Genomic DNA, 16,263 nt, shown 5'->3' with positions numbered 1-16,263 from the left:
TAGAAATGATTCAGCTTAATACGGAATCATACGAACAGTTTCCCGTATCTTAAATTCGCACCCGGTTTTGTTGACAACAGTTTCTAAACTGTAAGGGGCAAACAATTCTGTTAATAGTAAACCCTCCTCAGTTACCTTGAAAACAGCTAGATCAGTGATAATTAAGTCGACACAGGCTGACGATGTTAATGGTAACGTGCATGATGTGACAATTTTGGGCCTACCTTGTTTATCACAATGATTCATGACAACAATGACTTTCTTAGCTTTTTGAGCAAGTTCCATCGCTCCGCCCATCCCTGGAACCTTCTTTCCTGGGACAATCCAGTTAGCAAGGTCGCCCTTTTTACTGACCTCTAGCGATCCTAAAATCGTTATATCCACTCTGCCCCGGCGAATCATTCCAAAAGAAATTCCACTATCACAGTAAGATCCGCCCCAGTTTAGGGTGACTGGAAATCCTCCTGCATTACACAAGTTTTCATCTTCTTCTCCCTTTATTGGGGTCGGTCCCATGCCGGTAATGCCGTTTTCAGCGTGAAACATCACCTTTGTCTCGGTTGATAGATGGTTCGGAACGAGCGAGGGAATCCCGATTCCAAGGTTGACAACCATTCCCGTTTGAATTTCCTCTGCAGCCCTTTTAGCCATTTGATTTCTCATATCTACTGCCATGCCCATTTCCAATTCACCCCCTTAGATGGAATGACATAATCTACAAACACTCCTGGCGTAATGATAGCATCGGGGTCAAGACTACCAAGCGGGACAATTTCCTCTACTTCTGCTATCGTGATATCCCCTGCCATAGCAACGAGCGGATTTGTATTGCGGGCACTTTTGTCATAAATTAAATTCCCATATTCATCTGCCTTTTTCGCATAAACAATCGACACCTCAGCCGTTAAAGCTGTTTCAACAAGAAACTTCTTATCTCCTAGAGTAAAAAATGGTTTGTTTTTCGTAACCATTTCATTGTCTGTACCGATATCTGACAATATCGCTGGCAGGCCAACACCGCCCGCGCGTATTCTTTCTGCTAATATTCCCTGCGGTGAAAACTCTACCTCCAGCTTTCCCTCATGCATGAACTGGCCAGCAAAGGGATTGGAGCCAATATGAGAAGCAATTACTTTCGCTGCCCTTTGTTGACTGACTAATTTCCCTATGCCAATTTGCGGGAATCCCGTGTCGTTCCCAATTAAAGTAATATTACGAACTCCTTTTTCAAGAATACCATCGATTAATGCCGGCGGAGAGCCGACCCCGCCAAACCCGCCAAACATCAATGTCATTCCGTCATGAAAATATTCCATAACAGCTGCTAAGGTTGTAATTTTTCTGAATGGATTTTCCATTTACATCACACCTTCCCTTCATTTAGATGGTTAGAAAAATCTTCAAATGTTTCTTTTAATAAGTGGACCAATTCCTCCATTTCTTTTTGAGTGATAGTAAGAGGAGGAGAAATAATAATAGAGTCTCCGTTTATCCCATCAATGCCAGCACCAGCTGGATAAACAAGCAGTCCTTTTTCCTTTGCAAGAGCTACAATCCTTTGTGTGACCTGGACGTTTCTAGGGTAGGGTGTTTTGGATTCTACTTGCTGGACAAACTCTATTCCCAGTAACAGCCCTTTGCCGCGGATATCACCAATAAACGTGAAAAGTGGTTTTAATCCTTCAAGTTGTGCTCTTAAATAGGCACCTTTACTTTCAACCTCTTGAATAATATTGTTTTGTTCTAAATATTCGAGAACGGCTAAGGCAGTTGCACAAGCCAGTGGATTGGCACTTAAGGTATGGCCGCTCATGACCACCTTTGTTCCTGCCATTATCGGCTCGATGACTTTTTCGGTTGCAATAGCAGCTGCAATCGGTGCGTAGCCTGCACCCATCCCTTTTCCTAATGCGACAATATCAGGATTGATTCCCCACTGTTCACTCGCAAGCATTGTGCCAGTTCTGCCACAGCCAGTCATGACTTCATCAGCGATAAAAAGAATGTCATAATCCTCACAGATTTTCTTTATGACCTTGTAGTAATCTATTGGTGGGGCAATTGCTCCGCCTGCAGCTCCGATGACGGGTTCTGCGATAAAAGCAGCGATTTGTTCGGCGCCAATCCGCTTAATAGCTGTCTCTAACTCATGGGCACATAAATAGCCACAGTTAGGTGCCTCGAGGTTATAAGGGCAACGGTAGCAATACGGGGGATTAATGACAGGGAAATCCTCTAAAAGTGGAACAAATCTTGCTCTCCTCCCAGTATGACCTGACATCGAAAGCGCACCTAGGGTAATCCCGTGGTAGCTTACCCATCTCGATAAAACCTTGGTTTTCGTTTGAACACCCTTTTCCTGCCAATATTGAATCGCCATTTTCATGGCCGTTTCAGTAGCTTCAGAACCGCTGTTAACGAAAAAACACCAATTGAGATCTCCTGAAAGCATGTTTGCAATTTTTTTCGCTAAATTTTCAGCAGCATCACTCGTAAATTGTGAGCGATACACAAACGAAACTTTTTTTGCTTGTTCATTCATTGCTTCAATAATCTCTGTTACACCATGACCAATATTGGCAGTTACAGCGCCGGAAGCAGCATCTAAATACCTTTTTCCATCCATATCAAATAAATAAATTCCTTTGCCGTAGTCAATCACAGGGTAAATGTCATCGAGTATTGGTTTTATTAGAAACGAATGATCCATAGGGAAACACTTCCTTATTAAATTAGGCAGGCCTTATAGAAATTGTATGAACTTTTACTTTTTAAGATGATTAATATAAAATTACTTTTAGAATTACAGAAGGAAAGGATCCTATGAGCACAATAAAAAAAATAAAGTTAAAAACGAAAGATATTTCAACCATTCAATTAATCGTTATTTTTTATTTATCCGCATTAATCATTTCTACTCTTTTATTAAAAATCCCAATGGCTCACCGTCCAAATGTTTCGCTAAGTTTTATTGATGCGATGTTTACCTCCGCTAGTGCGATCAGTGTAACCGGTTTAAGTGTCATTTCAATTAAGGATACCTTTAGTAACTTTGGAATCTTTCTCTTATGCTTAATTCTGCAATTGGGAGGCTTAGGGGTTATGTCCTTAAGTACATTCCTATGGATTATGCTGGGTAAAAAAGTGGGATTAAAAGAAAGACAACTGATTATGATTGATCAAAATCAATCCAACTTAGCTGGTTTGGTCCACCTGGCAAAACGGATCCTGATTATCTTTATTTCGTTTGAATTTGTGGGGGGAATTATCTTAGGGATTCGCTTTTTAAACTATTTCGAAAGCCCATTGTCTGCTTTTAAACATGGATTTTTTTCATCCATCAGCGCTACGACCAATGCGGGATTCGATCTAACAGATGCGTCACTTAGTCCATATAGTGAGGATTATTTTGTACAGACGATAATAATTTTGTTGATGATTGTTGGGGCAATTGGCTTTCCCGTGATGGTTGAGGTTTTTGAATTCTTTTTAAACCTAAATAGAAGGAAGAAATTTCATTTCACCTTATATACTAAGTTAACCACGATAACGTTTGTTCTCCTTACCATAGTAGGTGCATTTTTGATTTACTGTTTTGATAATCAACACTTTTTTTCTGATAAAAATTGGCATGAATCCTTTTTCTACTCTTTATTTAATTCCGTAACAACTAAAAGTGCTGGATTAGCAACAATGGATATCAATGATTTTACTCCGAGCAACCAACTTTTCCTGTCGATTTTAATGTTTATTGGCGGTTCTCCAAGCAGTGCGAGCGGAGGTATACGAACCACCACGTTTGCCATCGTTATTTTAGCGATCATATTTTACGCACAAGGAAAAAGTTCGATCAAAATCTTTAGACGTGAACTGCTAAGTGAGGATGTCCTTAAATCATTTATCGTGATCGCTACCGGAGCATTTTTATGTTTGTTCTCCATTTTAATCCTATCGATTACAGAACAAGGCACTGTGATAGAGGTTATTTTCGAAGTTTCTTCTGCTTTTGGCACCAATGGATTATCGTTGGGTTTAACACCAAGACTTACTACCTTTGGACAAATACTCATCATTATCCTGATGTTTATAGGAAGAGTAGGCATTGTTACCTGTTTACTTATCTTAAGAGGCAAAGGCAGCAAGGAAAAGTTCAACTACCCTAAGGAAAAGGTTACTATAGGGTAAAAGTCATTAATTGCAGGAGTGGAGATTGTCCGCTTAGAGATCTCATGAGAACAGGTCAGGCCCGATTCTTCAGAAATCTGTCCACATGAACTCATCTTTCGGTTTTTTCAAAAATCGACCCCTTGCATAAAAAAATAACCCGCAAAAATTTGCGGGTTAGACAAGTACAGTTTCTTGTTTTCGTTCAGTTGTTGTTTTTTGAATAATGTCTCTAGCAATCCAGACTCCGCATGCACTTGCTTGCGCAAGACCACGAGTAATCCCAGCTCCATCGCCACCGACATAAAGTCCGCTGATTTCTGATTCAAATCGGTCGTTTAAGCGTGGTCGTGCCGAATAGAACTTAGCCTCAACACCGTAGAACAAGGTATGCTCTGAAGCAAGACCTGGTGTCACCTGATTCAACGCCTCGGTCATTTCTATTAAGCTTTTTAATGTATTATAAGGAAGAACTAATCCAAGGTCACCTGGGACAGCTTCTTTCAATGTCGGCTCAAGGAAACCTTCTTTAATCCTTTTTGAAGTGGATCTTCTGCCCTTTAAAATATCTCCGTATTTTTGGACGATTAGACCGCCATTTGAAAGGCTGTTAGCTAAGCGGGAAATTTCATGTGCATATTCATTCGGCTTATCAAATGGATCTGAAAACGTATGGGAAACAAGTAAGGCAAAGTTTGTATTCGGACTGCCAAGTTTCGGATCTTTGTAGGCATGTCCGTTGGCAAGCATAATCCCGGAATGATTTTCAACCACCACATGCCCAGATGGGTTACTGCAAAATGTTCTTACAGTTGTCCCAACGGATGTATTAAAAATAAATTTCCCTTCATACAAATGCTCATTGATTTCTTGCATGACAATATTGGAAGTTTCAACACGAACACCAATATCTACTTGGTTACTTATCATGCGTAATCTGCGCGATTTTAAGATACCAGAAAGCCATTTAGAACCATCTCGGCCTGGTGTAATGACCACCTTATCCGCATAAATATTTTGGTCCCCTTTTAGATTAATACCTTTCACCACAAGACCATCTGGTGTTTTTTCAGTTATTAAATCCACCACTTCTGTTTTATATGACATGTCAATCTTTGTCTTTAAGTATTCGTAGATACTTTTCATGATTTCAAGATTTTGTTCCGTACCAAGGTGTCGTACCTGCGCACGTAATAGCTTTAATCCAGCTGCATAGCCGCGGCGTTCGATGTCTTTTACCTCATCTGTTAATGGGTCAGTAATGCTTTTCGTCGCCCCATGCTGTAAATTGATTTCATCAACATAACGAATTAATTCAACTACCTGTGAATCTGGAAGATAATCTGTCATCCAGCCGCCAAATTCACTTGTGATATTAAACTTCCCGTCCGAATAAGCACCAGCTCCACCAAAACCATTAGTAATCGAACATGCCGGCAGACACCCAGCAAATTCTTTTTTCCCCGCAGCCGGTGGGCATTTTTCAATTTTCTTTTGTAAAATCGGGCAATTTCTCCAATAAATATCATGTCCTTTATCCACTAATAGAACCTTTGCGTTCGGCATTTTTAGTGTCAGTTCATAGCAGGCGAATATCCCTGCAGGGCCAGCACCCACTACAATCACATCATATCTCGTATCCATTGTCCAATTACCTCCAAAGTCGTTTTACTCAACATTTGTAAATATATCAGACTATTTTCGTTCCGTCAACAATAAATACGAACTATTCTTTAAAAAAATATTATATCGTTCGGATTTCACTCGTTTATCAGAAAATTATATAAAAAGAAACGGCTGACTCGTTTTGAGTCAGCCTTTTTTTCATCAAATTAATAGCCCCAGCTTGCCCCGATAATAATCAATAAGATAAACAGGACGACAATTAACGCAAATCCACTGCCGATTCCGCAACCTCCTACAGGGTAACCGCAACCTCCTACAGGGTATGCAGGGTAACCACATCCACCATGTCCGTAATACATACACTTCACTCCTAACGAATTGTTTCTTAACACTGTACTTTATGTAGTAGGTACTTGACCCGTATGTGCATTCGCCTATATTATGAAATACAATGATAAAAATTGTAGGTGAAACCATGAAAGGTATTTTGAAAAATTTTATTAACGGTATTTTAACGATTGTCCCTATCATCCTTGTAATTTATGTGATTTACAAAACGTTTCTATTTTTAGACGGTTTACTTGGTAACACTCTAAAGCCTTATTTAAAGGAAGACTACATTCCTGGGATTGGCTTACTAACTACCATCATCTTAATAACTGTTTTAGGGTGGCTATCTACGAAATATATTTCGGGTAAAATCATACGCTTGATCGATATTCTTTTAGACAAGATTCCAGTTGTTAAGACCATCTATTCCGTAATTAAAGACACGGTCCAATCCTTCCTTGGCGAGAAAAAGTCCTTTTCCAAGGTAGCTCTAGTGGTGATTCCAGGAACAGAAATGCGGAGTCTGGGGTTTATTACTTCTGAACAATTAGAGGAATTTTATTCTCCTTTAAAGGACCATGTGGCTGTCTATATCCCGCAAACATTCCAGGTGGCCGGGTTTACCTTTCTTATACCAAAGGAACAAGTAGAAATTATCGACGTCAAACCCGAGGAAGCGATGAAATTTATCTTATCAGGCGGAATGACGTCAAGTTCAAAACAAAAGGTAAAATAAAAAAGCCGCAAAATCGCGGCTTTTTATATTGCTCCGAAAAATTTCGTGAATTCCCCGTATCCTTGCTTTTCGAGCTCGTCTTTTGGAATAAACCGCAATGCGGCAGAGTTGATACAATAACGCAATCCAGTTGGGTTTGGTCCGTCATTAAAGACGTGACCTAAATGGGAATCAGCTGATTTACTCCTTACTTCTGTCCGAGTCATATAATGACTGAAATCAGCTTTTTCAATCACTTCTTCGTCTTGAATCGGTTTAGTGAAGCTCGGCCAGCCGCAGCCGGCATCGAATTTATCCAACGAACTAAACAGCGGCTTCCCAGAAACAAGATCTACATAAATCCCCTCTCTCGTTTCATTCCAGTATTCATTTCGAAACGGAGGTTCTGTGCCATTATTTTGTGTGACTTCATACTGGATCGGTGTTAATTCCTTTTTTAGCTGTTCTACATCCTTATTTTTCATTTTTCTCCCCCCAATGACTTTGAACAAAGCCGGCGCGACCCGAGCCTACATGATAGGATTCATAATGTGCCCGATTTTTTTTATAGTACTGCTGATGATAATCTTCGGCTGGATAAAAGGTCTGTGCTGGCAAGATCGGCGTCACAATCGGTTTAGTAAAACGGCCGCTTTCTTGTAATGCTTGCTTGGACTGTTCGGCAAGCCTTTTTTGTGTGTCATCATGGTAGAAAATTGCCGTTTGATACGATTGCCCTCGATCATGGAATTGGCCGCCCGGGTCGGTAGGGTCAATTTGCTGCCAAAATAACTCCAATAGTTTTTCATAAGGAAAAATCTCTGGATCATAGGTGATTTGCACGGCTTCAAAATGGCCAGTAGTATCCGTACAAACTTGTTGATATGTCGGGTTTTCTACGGATCCCCCTGTATAGCCTGAAGTAACACTATTAATTCCGGGCTGTTCATCAAATGGTTTCACCATACACCAAAAACAGCCGCCAGCAAACGTTGCAACTTGATTTGTTTTTTCCAAGTTCCCACACCCCTTTAACTTTATTTCACTTTGAGTATGAGTATACAGAATGTTTTAGGAAAAATAAAATCTCCTGACTGAAAGAAAGGCAGAGTCCTCTAAACGCTGGGCCTGGGGCTAGACAATAATAAAAGGCTAAACAAGTCAGGGTCGACATCGACCTAACTTGTTCAGCCTTTCCTATTTTAATAGCTCTTTCGCTGCTTCATCTGTTTGTTTATATTTTTCCATTGTTTTTTAACTTCTGCTTGTGCACGTTTATCAGCTTTCCTTTCGATAAACGCCAACTCCTTTTGCAGCTTGTTGTAGCTTGTCAGCCGCTCAGCCGCAATCAATCCTTCTTCAATTGCCTTCACCACAGCACAGCCGGGCTCATTCTTATGCTGACAATCTCGGTAGCGACACTGGGTAGCTAATTCTTCAATTTCTGAAAAGGTCTCTGTTAAACCGTCTGAGCTTTCCCAAAGTTGCAGTTCCCTCATTCCTGGCGTATCAATCAAAACACTGCCATTCGGGAGAAGGATTAGTTCACGGTGGGTAGTTGTATGACGCCCTTTATCATCTGCCATTCGAATATCCTGAACTAGCTGTTTCTCCTCTCCTAAGAGACGATTCGTTAAAGTCGATTTCCCAACCCCTGAAGAACCAAGCAAGGCAATTGTTTTTCCTGGCTTCAAGAAAGGTTCTAGTTCCTCAAAGCCAGTCATCGTTTTTGCACTAACTGCAATAACTGGAACTCCGCCAAGGCTAATCGCTTCAACCTCAGCCAGCATATTTTCGAGATCCTGACAAAGGTCTGCCTTACTTAAAACAATAACTGGGTTTGCCCCACTTTCCCAAGCAAGCAAAAGGTAGCGTTCGATTCTTCTTAGATTCAAATCCTCATTCAGTGAATTTACGAGAAAGACAGTGTCGATATTGGTCGCAATGATTTGCTCTTGTGCGGTAAGACCAGCTGATTTTCGCGAGAACTTACTTTTTCGCGGCATGATGGCCAAAATGGTGCCTTTTCCTTCGTTACTCCTCGGCATTAGAGCAACCCAATCACCTACAGCTGGGAAGTCCTCTCTGTTAAGGGCATTGAAGCTAAACCTGCCCGATACCTCACATAATAATTCACCCTGTTCTGTCCACACCCTATACATTCGTTTGTGCTCGAGTGCCACACGGCCAAGAATCATCTCATCATTTGTATTTAATTTATGAAAATCATTTTTTACTGTTTCAGTTAAACCCATTGCTACTAAATTCATCTTTATTCCTCCAGCGAATCATTATTTTTTCATAATAAAAAACCATAGGCACACACAGCCCATGGTTTTATTCGCATAATGGAATAAAGGGTACAAAGGATCCCTAACAGGAAAATCTTTGGGCTGTGCAAACAACAATATTCAAATTACGGTTTGGACTCATCGATTCAATTGCCATTGCACTTCACCCACTTTCAATCATATTTGTTATCAGTATATGTGTAATATTCCGATTTGTAAATAAAAAATGAAAAATTTCCAAATTACTGCGATATAAGTTAGACACCTACCTATTTAAGCTTGAATAAATTATGGTGTAATCCATTAGATAGGAGTTGATAAAATGACCGAGAAAAGAACTCATTCCGATTATCTTCAAAAAGCGGCGATGTATGATTTGTTAGCTCAATTTTATAAATACTCATTTCCAAACTTACACATGCAGTATTATTTAAAACATATAAAATACATGAATAAAGCGATGAACTTCATGCGTACAAATTCCCAACCAATACAATTAGAAGCGAAGGTGCGTTTCCTTCACACCTCCCCAGATTCCCCAAACGTTGATATTTATATAGACGGGAAACGAGTGATAAGGGACTTACCATTTAAAGAAGTAAGTACAGTTCTGTCATTACCTGCTGGAAAACATCATATTGACATTTACCGAACGGGAAATATGGTGGACAGCGTTTTAAATAAAACGATAACTGTTGAACCTGGAAATTCCTATACACTTGCTGCAATTGACTCTGTTAAGAAATTGCGCCTGCTCGTGTTTCAGAATCAACCATCAGTACCAAGAAATGAATCGAAGGTTCGCTTTATCCACTTATCACCAGATACTTCGCCACTAGACATTGCAGTCAAAGAACGAGATGTGATTTTCCCAAATGTTTCTTATAAGCAGGCAACCCAATATTTAGGGTTAACACCGATGACAGTCGATTTGGAAGCAAGGGCCACTGGCAGTAGGACCATACTTCTACCCCTGCCGAGGGTTCAATTTATGGCAAATGAAAGCTACACAATTGTTTTTATTGGCTTAGCCAATGGTCAACCAGAATTCCAATTCATCACTATCAAGGAATAAAAAACAGGTGCCTCCTAGTGATGAGGCGCCTATTTCACTGGTACTAAAATCGTAAAGGCAATATCATCCTTCTTTAAATCAAATTTATCAGCCTTTATTCTTATATCACTTTTTTGTTTTAACTGTTGCATATTAACATAAATAACTTTATCAGTAGGTCTTATGTCGACTCCCTTTGGAATCTTATAATTTTCGCTAATAAAATTTAGGACATACGAAATGGGGAGGTGTAAACTGCCGATTGTCATTGATTTCTGTCTTAAAACCAAATCACCATTTTCAAGTGCCTTAGGCTCGAAGGTTAACCTCATATTCAATTCCTCACTAAAGAAGGGCAAGGTACCATATAATTCAACCTCATCTCCCAAAATGATTCGATAATCAATCGGTGAATCAGCGGCCTCTTCCTTTAAATAATGATTGATGAGTTTATTTAAATCATTCTTATTTGAATTAACATGGAAGGAAACATGTTCACCCATTGGCACATTCAATTTGCTCGTTTGCCGGCCATCCGACGGGAACATTACCAGCGACAACATAACAATAGCGAACAAAAGGTTGATTCCTATCAACAGCAGGAATCCGATTTTCCATTTGTTTTTCATCTAATTCTCCTCTGTATTGACCATATAAGGCGTTTTGTCCAATTCAGGTAATACTTGTTCTTCTAATGTCTTGTTCAACCTTTGCGCAATCAACTCATAGCCTTTGTCATTTGGATGAAAATTATCTGTAAATAATAAATTTTCGTTAGAATTTAAAAACATGTCTTCTATTGAGACAAAATAGGCATTGGGGTAATTAGCAACCACTCTTTGACCAGTCTTATTCCAATCAGCAACAATCTCATCCAACTCTTTAATTTCTGAAAACCATTTAGAAAATGGATTATATAACCCCACTAATACAACCTGAGAATGGGGATTTTCCTTAATGATAACCTCGATAATTTGCTTTAAATGAGTTCGATAGGATTCTTTTTCGGTGGTAAACGTGGAAAGTTGAAGGTTTTCAATATTGTCCTTGACGACTTTCATAATGTCGTTTCCACCTATCGTTAGAATAACAAGATCTGCCTTTTGTATCACAGCTTTAATTTCTGGTGTTTTCAATCGTTTTAAAAGTTGAGTTGTCCGATTACCTTTTACGCCATAATTATAGAAGTCAACTTCTTTTATACCTTTTTCTTTTTCAAGCATTGATTCTAAATATGGCAAGTAGCCGCCTTTGTTTGTACTATCGCCTACCCCTTGAGTAAGTGAATCGCCTGCTGATAAAACTGTTAATTTGCGGGGGACGAAGTCAGCGGGAACTTGTGCAAATGCCTGTGCTGCAGTTTTCTTTTCAGAATGTAACGCCCATTGGCTAACTTGATTACATGAACATAGGAATAATACCGTGAGAATTAGAAGGGGGAAGAGCTTTTTCATCTTAAATTCACCTGCCTTCTAGATTATAATTATTATAACACGGCATGAATCATTCAAAACAATATGTACTATATCCTATTCCTGCCAAAAAAAATAGACCTGTCCGAAGGTCTATTGTAATGCTTTCATATCATGAATTATTTCATCAAAGGGAACATTCTTGTAACCATCATAGGATTTCTTAATATGTCCTTCTTTGTCTACTAAATATATAGAGGTCCCATGAATCACTTGATTACCCTCGACAGGTTTTTTGACAAGTGCTTTATAATTTTTCAGGGCGAAGTTTTCAATAAACTCCTGCGAGTATCCAGTCACAAAGGTCCAATTTTTAAAATCCACTTGGAATTGTTCCCCATAACGGGTTAATACTTCAGGGGTATCGACAACTGGATCGACACTGAAGGAGACCAATTCAACATTCTTCAAGCCTTCATCCTTGACCATTTTTTGTAATTTTGTCAAGTTAGAAGTCATCGGCGGACAAACATCTGCACAGCTTGTAAAAATAAAGTCTGAAATCCATACCTTACCCTTTAAATCCTTTAATCCAAAGGATTTATTGCCTTGATTTGTAGCTGTAAAGTCCTTAATTGGCCAGTCGACGGCATTTTCTATTTCTTTTTGTCCACATGCCGACATAATGAGTGTTGTAAGAACTAAGACCACTATTAAAAACCGAGCTTTCATACCATCACCTGCAACCTTTTTTTCTATTCCATATCGTGAATAGTTTAACAAAGATTTGATGAAGATGAAAGGAAATGGCTTGTTAATCGATAACACCCGTTCGTTCAATCGTATTCTTTACATGGACATCAAAGGTAACATCCTTATACTTGCGGTCCCACTCCTCCTGCGTGATCGGTTTGCCCCTTAAGTGGGCTTCGTATTCATTTCCAAGACCGACTGGGTCTATTTCTAATTCCTTAAAATGAAGAAGTAAATTTTCTATTTTTTTTTTCATCGACTCATCTAACTTTTTTTCAAGAAACTTTACCGAAGTCGGTTTACCTAAATCTAAGGCTTCAGTCATTTCTAATACCCTTGAATCTAAGTCTACATCCACTCTAAAACGGAGGTTTTTTTTATCGACTATTTCAATTTTAGTCTTACTTCGAATGTTATCAATGCTGACATATATTTTACTGAATATTGGTTTTTGAGTGTAATTTTCGTTTTTTATAATGATTTTTTTTAATTGATCTGTCTTATACCCCATTTCTTTTGTACCAGCTTTATATTTATCAATTAATACTTTCAAATAAAAAAGATCCCCTTGCCTTAATTCATCAACTAAACGGTCACCTTTAAAAAGACCCACACCAGAAATAATAACATCTTTATCCTTTACTTTAAGGATTGGGAGAACAGGGTCCTTCCCAATGTCATAATAATTATGGTTAAACTCATGCAGGGTCGGGGAGATAATTTGTTCACCCTCCACATTTTGTTTAATTAAATTGTACATATATGTACCAAGGTTTAAACTCCCTTTATTATTAGTTTCTATTTCCATAATTTCTGAAGCGGATTTATCAGCAATCGTTAAATAGACCATATTCCCAATGGCGGCATCACGATTCAACGTGTCGACAAGCTGGATAATTCCTTTTTTGGCAAGCTCTCTACTGTAGACAACCGAACGGAGCTGCCCTGAAACGAGTTTTTGGTTTGATTGAAGATTTTGTTGTTGTCTTAATCCTTTGCTTGTTTTTGCCACAGAAGTGATTACTTTTGTAGCGGATTGGGTCATCGGATCAAATTTTTGAACGACTGCTGTTCCTCTAATTTGATTTGTCCCTTCCATATCGTACCCTGATGTTGTAATTAGCCCTAATTTTTCAAGAGGCTTTTGCTCAACACAACCAGCACTGATAACCATCGTTATCGAACAAACCAACAATAGTATATGTCTGCCATTATGAAGCTTCCGCACTTGATTTCTTCCTCCTTAGGAACCATTTTTTAACCAAAACGAGCACTGAAAGGAGTACCGGATAACAGAAGGCAGTGAAAAAACCGAGTTTCCCAACAAAATCAGTTATTTCATTCATTTGATACCTTGCTTTGATAAAGAATGAACCCACCCAAACAAGGATGCCAAGGATCCATATCCCATGATTTTGTTTCCAATTTATGATCCGTTTAAATCCCTTAGATGCAGCCCATAAATAACAGCACATGTTTGGCAAGATGACTAACATCCAAAAAGAAACAGCAATAAATTCAAACCGTTCTAAGTTTGGTAACCTAACGATTTTAAACATTGATAAAACAGGCCAAATAGTCCGAGCTAATCCATTTTCAGCAAAGAATGTAATGGATATCATTGTAATCGACGTGAAAAGAATGGTTGTTAAAAAATTCCCTATTTGTGAGTACAGAAAGACCTTTTTTTTCTCTTTCACATATGGATATAAAAACATAAGTAGTTCAAAGCCCATTAGCGAAAGGGATGTTTTATACACACCATTCACAATATGCTTCAAATCTGTATTTAAAAGAGGAAGCAGATTCTTAGGGTCTGCATATTGCATCGGAACGATTAAGATAAACATCAACCAGATTGTCCCTATTACCGAGAGAAAAGCAACTCCGACAATGATACGAATGCCGCCATTAACGGCATAGGTTGTTAAAAGGATTAGTGCAAGAGCGAGTTGCCATGTTGGTAAATCTGGAAAAATCCACACTTGGACAATTTCAACATAGTTCATCAGGACAACAAAAAAACTTAAGGTCATATAGAGCATATAAAAAATGTTCATGGCATTCCCAAGCCATTTTCCAAAAACATCTACCTGGATTCCATATAAATCAGCACTATCATATTTTTGAAGCATTAAAACCATCATCGCTAAGACAAAGGCTGATAATACTCCCCCAAGAAAGACAGATATCCAAGCATCATGTTTTGCCGCCAAGAATACAATCCTCGGTAATCCGACAATTCCGACGCCAGTTTGCGTAGCGTTTATAAAAAACATGACTAGGAATGCATTTACCAATAATCCTTCCTTTGGCTGTAAATTCACTTTCATCCTGACCGCTCCTATTCATCTACATCCTTTTTTTCACGACCTTTTTGTTTTGGAAAAAGTTTGTTGTCTACCGGACGGTTCGTTAATGGCCTGTAAGATAGAAATTGAGACGGAAATTTGATAATACTGTATCCTAAGTCCTTCCACCTAAATGGATAGACAGGCATAAGGTAGGGTCTGCCTAATGTGGTTAATTTCAACAGGTGAATGAGCACAAAACAAAACGATAACATAATTCCAACCCCCCCCCATATACCTGCTAAAATGATAATTGGAAAACGAATCATACGAACAGCAGTACCCATGATATAACTGGGAGAAGTAAAGGAGCCGAGGGCACTTAGTGCGATAATGATAATTAAGATATTACTTGTAAAGCCCGCTTGGACCGCTGCCTGACCGATAACAATACCACCGACAATACCCATTGTTTGACCAACTTTGGTTGGCAGTCTTGCTCCAGCTTCTCTTAATAGCTCGATGACAAATTCTAAGAGAAGGGCTTCAATTACTGGTGGGAACGGAACATTCGCCCTAGATTGACCAAGAGAAATAAGTAATGCTGAAGGAATGACCTCATAATGATAAGACAATACAGCCACATAGGCTGGCGTCAACAGAACCGATAAAAAAATTGAAACAATTCGCAGCATTCTTAAGAAAAAACCCATATTCCAACGCATGTAAACATCTTCGGTTGATTCAAAAAAACTAAGAAATGGTGTTGGACCATAAATTGCAGACGGAGAACGGTCCATCAATACGGCAACTCTCCCCCTCATTAATGAAAGGGTGACTCGGTCAGGTAGTTCTGTTGACATGATTTGTGGGAAAATCGTCCAACTATTATCCTCTATCAACTGGCCAAGCACCGTTGTATCCGGTATATAATCGTATTCTAAATCAGTTATCCGTTGTCTAAAGGTATTTACATTAGCTTCATCGGCAATATCTTTAATATAGACCAGCTTTCCTGGTGTTTTCACCCTTTTCCCAATCGTAATATCTTCCATGCACAATTGTGGATCTTTCAAATTACTCCTTATAATATTTAAATTTCCAATTAATGATTCTGTAAAAGAAATCTTCGGACCATAAACAAGGGACTCTGTTTCTGCCTTTTCAAGGGACCTTTCAACAGTTGTCCCGACATTTGCTAGGATCCCGTACGGCTCACCATCCGCATAAATGTATGCTTTTCCTTCTATTAACGATGAAACGATTTCTTTTAATTGATTGGCAGCAGAAATTTCGGCAATCGGCAAAATTTGCGCAATACTCTCGGTGGTCCATTCACTTTGAGTATTTTGTTGAATTGGTAACAGGACAAATTCATCAAAGCTAGTTTTATCTATAAGGCTGCTTAAAAAGCAAAAAACAATCTTTTTCCCGTTCTTTTTTAAAGTCCGAAAATTAAGGTCTGAACAGGCACCTATCTCATTTTGTAGCTCTAATTTAAGGTCTTCCACATTCAAACTATGCGGTTTTTTATCTTCTGACTTTTTATTCTCTGACTTACGCTTAAACATTGGCAGCACCTTAACTCTTCAATTTTTTTTATCTTTACCAAAAACTCTATTATTAA

General features: G+C 38.8%; 17 protein-coding genes. 3 read left to right on the top strand and 14 right to left on the bottom strand.

Annotated features, from left to right (window positions below):
* Positions 1-15: 15 nt before the first annotated feature.
* From COE25_RS05780 to COE25_RS05770, 3 genes are read right to left on the bottom strand one after another with little or no spacing between them, the layout of a single operon-like run.
* The gene (locus COE25_RS05780; protein WP_098931782.1) at positions 16-681 is read right to left on the bottom strand and encodes a 3-oxoacid CoA-transferase subunit B; all 666 of its coding nucleotides are present in this window, start codon (positions 679-681) and stop codon (positions 16-18) included.
* The gene (locus COE25_RS05775) at positions 666-1,358 is read right to left on the bottom strand and encodes a CoA transferase subunit A (RefSeq protein ID WP_088088678.1); all 693 of its coding nucleotides are present in this window, start codon (positions 1,356-1,358) and stop codon (positions 666-668) included. The genes COE25_RS05780 and COE25_RS05775 overlap by 16 nt, the downstream gene beginning before the upstream one ends.
* A 5-nt stretch (positions 1,359-1,363) precedes the next feature.
* Entirely contained in the window at positions 1,364-2,710 is a 1,347-nt protein-coding gene (locus tag COE25_RS05770; protein ID WP_098931780.1) for an aspartate aminotransferase family protein, read from the bottom strand.
* A gap of 113 nt (positions 2,711-2,823) precedes the next feature.
* On the opposite strand from COE25_RS05770, the gene COE25_RS05765 reads away from it, so the two are divergent.
* On the top strand, positions 2,824-4,185 hold the full coding sequence (locus tag COE25_RS05765) for a TrkH family potassium uptake protein (RefSeq protein ID WP_098931778.1): 1,362 nt from the start codon (positions 2,824-2,826) through the stop codon (positions 4,183-4,185).
* Positions 4,186-4,341: 156 nt separating this feature from the next.
* Here COE25_RS05765 and COE25_RS05760 read toward each other — a convergent pair whose 3' ends face one another.
* Positions 4,342-5,808 carry an NAD(P)/FAD-dependent oxidoreductase gene (locus tag COE25_RS05760; RefSeq protein WP_098931776.1) on the bottom strand — a complete coding sequence of 489 codons (1,467 nt, stop codon included), beginning with the start codon at positions 5,806-5,808 and terminating at the stop codon, positions 4,342-4,344.
* Between the two features lie 188 nt (positions 5,809-5,996).
* Positions 5,997-6,149 (bottom strand): YjcZ family sporulation protein, encoded by a 153-nt coding sequence (locus COE25_RS31200; protein ID WP_088088682.1) that lies wholly within the window; start codon positions 6,147-6,149, stop codon positions 5,997-5,999.
* Positions 6,150-6,265: 116 nt separating this feature from the next.
* Between COE25_RS31200 and COE25_RS05750 the strand changes: the two genes are divergently transcribed.
* A complete protein-coding gene (locus COE25_RS05750) occupies positions 6,266-6,856 on the top strand; it encodes a DUF502 domain-containing protein (RefSeq protein WP_098931774.1) in 591 nt (196 codons plus the stop codon).
* A gap of 23 nt (positions 6,857-6,879) precedes the next feature.
* Here COE25_RS05750 and msrB read toward each other — a convergent pair whose 3' ends face one another.
* The 3 genes from msrB to rsgA form a co-directional block, all read right to left on the bottom strand.
* Positions 6,880-7,320 (bottom strand): peptide-methionine (R)-S-oxide reductase MsrB, encoded by a 441-nt coding sequence (msrB, locus tag COE25_RS05745; RefSeq protein WP_098931772.1) that lies wholly within the window; start codon positions 7,318-7,320, stop codon positions 6,880-6,882.
* A complete protein-coding gene (gene msrA, locus COE25_RS05740; RefSeq protein ID WP_098931770.1) occupies positions 7,310-7,852 on the bottom strand; it encodes a peptide-methionine (S)-S-oxide reductase MsrA in 543 nt (180 codons plus the stop codon). The genes msrB and msrA overlap by 11 nt, the downstream gene beginning before the upstream one ends.
* 185 nt (positions 7,853-8,037) lie before the next feature.
* The gene (gene rsgA, locus COE25_RS05735; RefSeq protein WP_098931768.1) at positions 8,038-9,105 is read right to left on the bottom strand and encodes a ribosome small subunit-dependent GTPase A; all 1,068 of its coding nucleotides are present in this window, start codon (positions 9,103-9,105) and stop codon (positions 8,038-8,040) included.
* Between the two features lie 343 nt (positions 9,106-9,448).
* Between rsgA and COE25_RS05730 the strand changes: the two genes are divergently transcribed.
* Entirely contained in the window at positions 9,449-10,201 is a 753-nt protein-coding gene (locus tag COE25_RS05730) for a DUF4397 domain-containing protein (RefSeq protein WP_098931766.1), read from the top strand.
* A 29-nt stretch (positions 10,202-10,230) separates the two neighbouring features.
* Here the strand turns inward: COE25_RS05730 and COE25_RS05725 are convergent, their stop codons facing one another.
* From COE25_RS05725 to COE25_RS05700, 6 genes are all read right to left on the bottom strand, one after another.
* On the bottom strand, positions 10,231-10,809 hold the full coding sequence (locus COE25_RS05725; RefSeq protein ID WP_088088688.1) for a YpmS family protein: 579 nt from the start codon (positions 10,807-10,809) through the stop codon (positions 10,231-10,233).
* Complete coding sequence (locus tag COE25_RS05720; RefSeq protein WP_098931763.1) at positions 10,810-11,634, bottom strand: SGNH/GDSL hydrolase family protein; 825 nt, start codon at positions 11,632-11,634, stop codon at positions 10,810-10,812.
* A gap of 111 nt (positions 11,635-11,745) precedes the next feature.
* The gene (locus COE25_RS05715) at positions 11,746-12,324 is read right to left on the bottom strand and encodes an SCO family protein (protein WP_098931982.1); all 579 of its coding nucleotides are present in this window, start codon (positions 12,322-12,324) and stop codon (positions 11,746-11,748) included.
* An 82-nt stretch (positions 12,325-12,406) separates the two neighbouring features.
* Positions 12,407-13,573 carry a Ger(x)C family spore germination protein gene (locus COE25_RS05710; protein WP_098931761.1) on the bottom strand — a complete coding sequence of 389 codons (1,167 nt, stop codon included), beginning with the start codon at positions 13,571-13,573 and terminating at the stop codon, positions 12,407-12,409.
* A complete protein-coding gene (locus tag COE25_RS05705) occupies positions 13,557-14,678 on the bottom strand; it encodes a GerAB/ArcD/ProY family transporter (protein WP_098931759.1) in 1,122 nt (373 codons plus the stop codon). Before COE25_RS05705 ends, COE25_RS05710 begins: the two co-directional genes overlap by 17 nt.
* An 11-nt stretch (positions 14,679-14,689) precedes the next feature.
* On the bottom strand, positions 14,690-16,207 hold the full coding sequence (locus tag COE25_RS05700; protein WP_098931757.1) for a spore germination protein: 1,518 nt from the start codon (positions 16,205-16,207) through the stop codon (positions 14,690-14,692).
* Between the last annotated feature and the right edge of the window lie 56 nt (positions 16,208-16,263).

The organism is Bacillus sp. AFS031507 (genome assembly GCF_002584635.1).
Lineage (GTDB): Bacteria > Bacillota > Bacilli > Bacillales > Cytobacillaceae > Neobacillus.
The sequence above is the reverse complement of the archived record's forward strand: the minus strand, read 5'-3'. Positions and strand labels throughout refer to the sequence as shown.

What these genes read in the sequence shown, in the direction of transcription:
- msrB (WP_098931772.1), bottom strand. Translation starts at nt 7,320, where the DNA reads ATGAAAAATAAGGATGTAGAACAGCTAAAAAAGGAATTAACACCGATC.
- COE25_RS05765 (WP_098931778.1), top strand. Translation starts at nt 2,824, where the DNA reads ATGAGCACAATAAAAAAAATAAAGTTAAAAACGAAAGATATTTCAACC.
- COE25_RS05705 (WP_098931759.1), bottom strand. Translation starts at nt 14,678, where the DNA reads ATGAAAGTGAATTTACAGCCAAAGGAAGGATTATTGGTAAATGCATTC.
- COE25_RS05750 (WP_098931774.1), top strand. Translation starts at nt 6,266, where the DNA reads ATGAAAGGTATTTTGAAAAATTTTATTAACGGTATTTTAACGATTGTC.
- COE25_RS05760 (WP_098931776.1), bottom strand. Translation starts at nt 5,808, where the DNA reads ATGGATACGAGATATGATGTGATTGTAGTGGGTGCTGGCCCTGCAGGG.
- COE25_RS05775 (WP_088088678.1), bottom strand. Translation starts at nt 1,358, where the DNA reads ATGGAAAATCCATTCAGAAAAATTACAACCTTAGCAGCTGTTATGGAA.
- COE25_RS05770 (WP_098931780.1), bottom strand. Translation starts at nt 2,710, where the DNA reads ATGGATCATTCGTTTCTAATAAAACCAATACTCGATGACATTTACCCT.
- COE25_RS31200 (WP_088088682.1), bottom strand. Translation starts at nt 6,149, where the DNA reads ATGTATTACGGACATGGTGGATGTGGTTACCCTGCATACCCTGTAGGA.
- COE25_RS05700 (WP_098931757.1), bottom strand. Translation starts at nt 16,207, where the DNA reads ATGTTTAAGCGTAAGTCAGAGAATAAAAAGTCAGAAGATAAAAAACCG.
- COE25_RS05730 (WP_098931766.1), top strand. Translation starts at nt 9,449, where the DNA reads ATGACCGAGAAAAGAACTCATTCCGATTATCTTCAAAAAGCGGCGATG.
- COE25_RS05720 (WP_098931763.1), bottom strand. Translation starts at nt 11,634, where the DNA reads ATGAAAAAGCTCTTCCCCCTTCTAATTCTCACGGTATTATTCCTATGT.
- COE25_RS05725 (WP_088088688.1), bottom strand. Translation starts at nt 10,809, where the DNA reads ATGAAAAACAAATGGAAAATCGGATTCCTGCTGTTGATAGGAATCAAC.
- rsgA (WP_098931768.1), bottom strand. Translation starts at nt 9,105, where the DNA reads ATGAATTTAGTAGCAATGGGTTTAACTGAAACAGTAAAAAATGATTTT.
- COE25_RS05780 (WP_098931782.1), bottom strand. Translation starts at nt 681, where the DNA reads ATGGGCATGGCAGTAGATATGAGAAATCAAATGGCTAAAAGGGCTGCA.
- COE25_RS05715 (WP_098931982.1), bottom strand. Translation starts at nt 12,324, where the DNA reads ATGAAAGCTCGGTTTTTAATAGTGGTCTTAGTTCTTACAACACTCATT.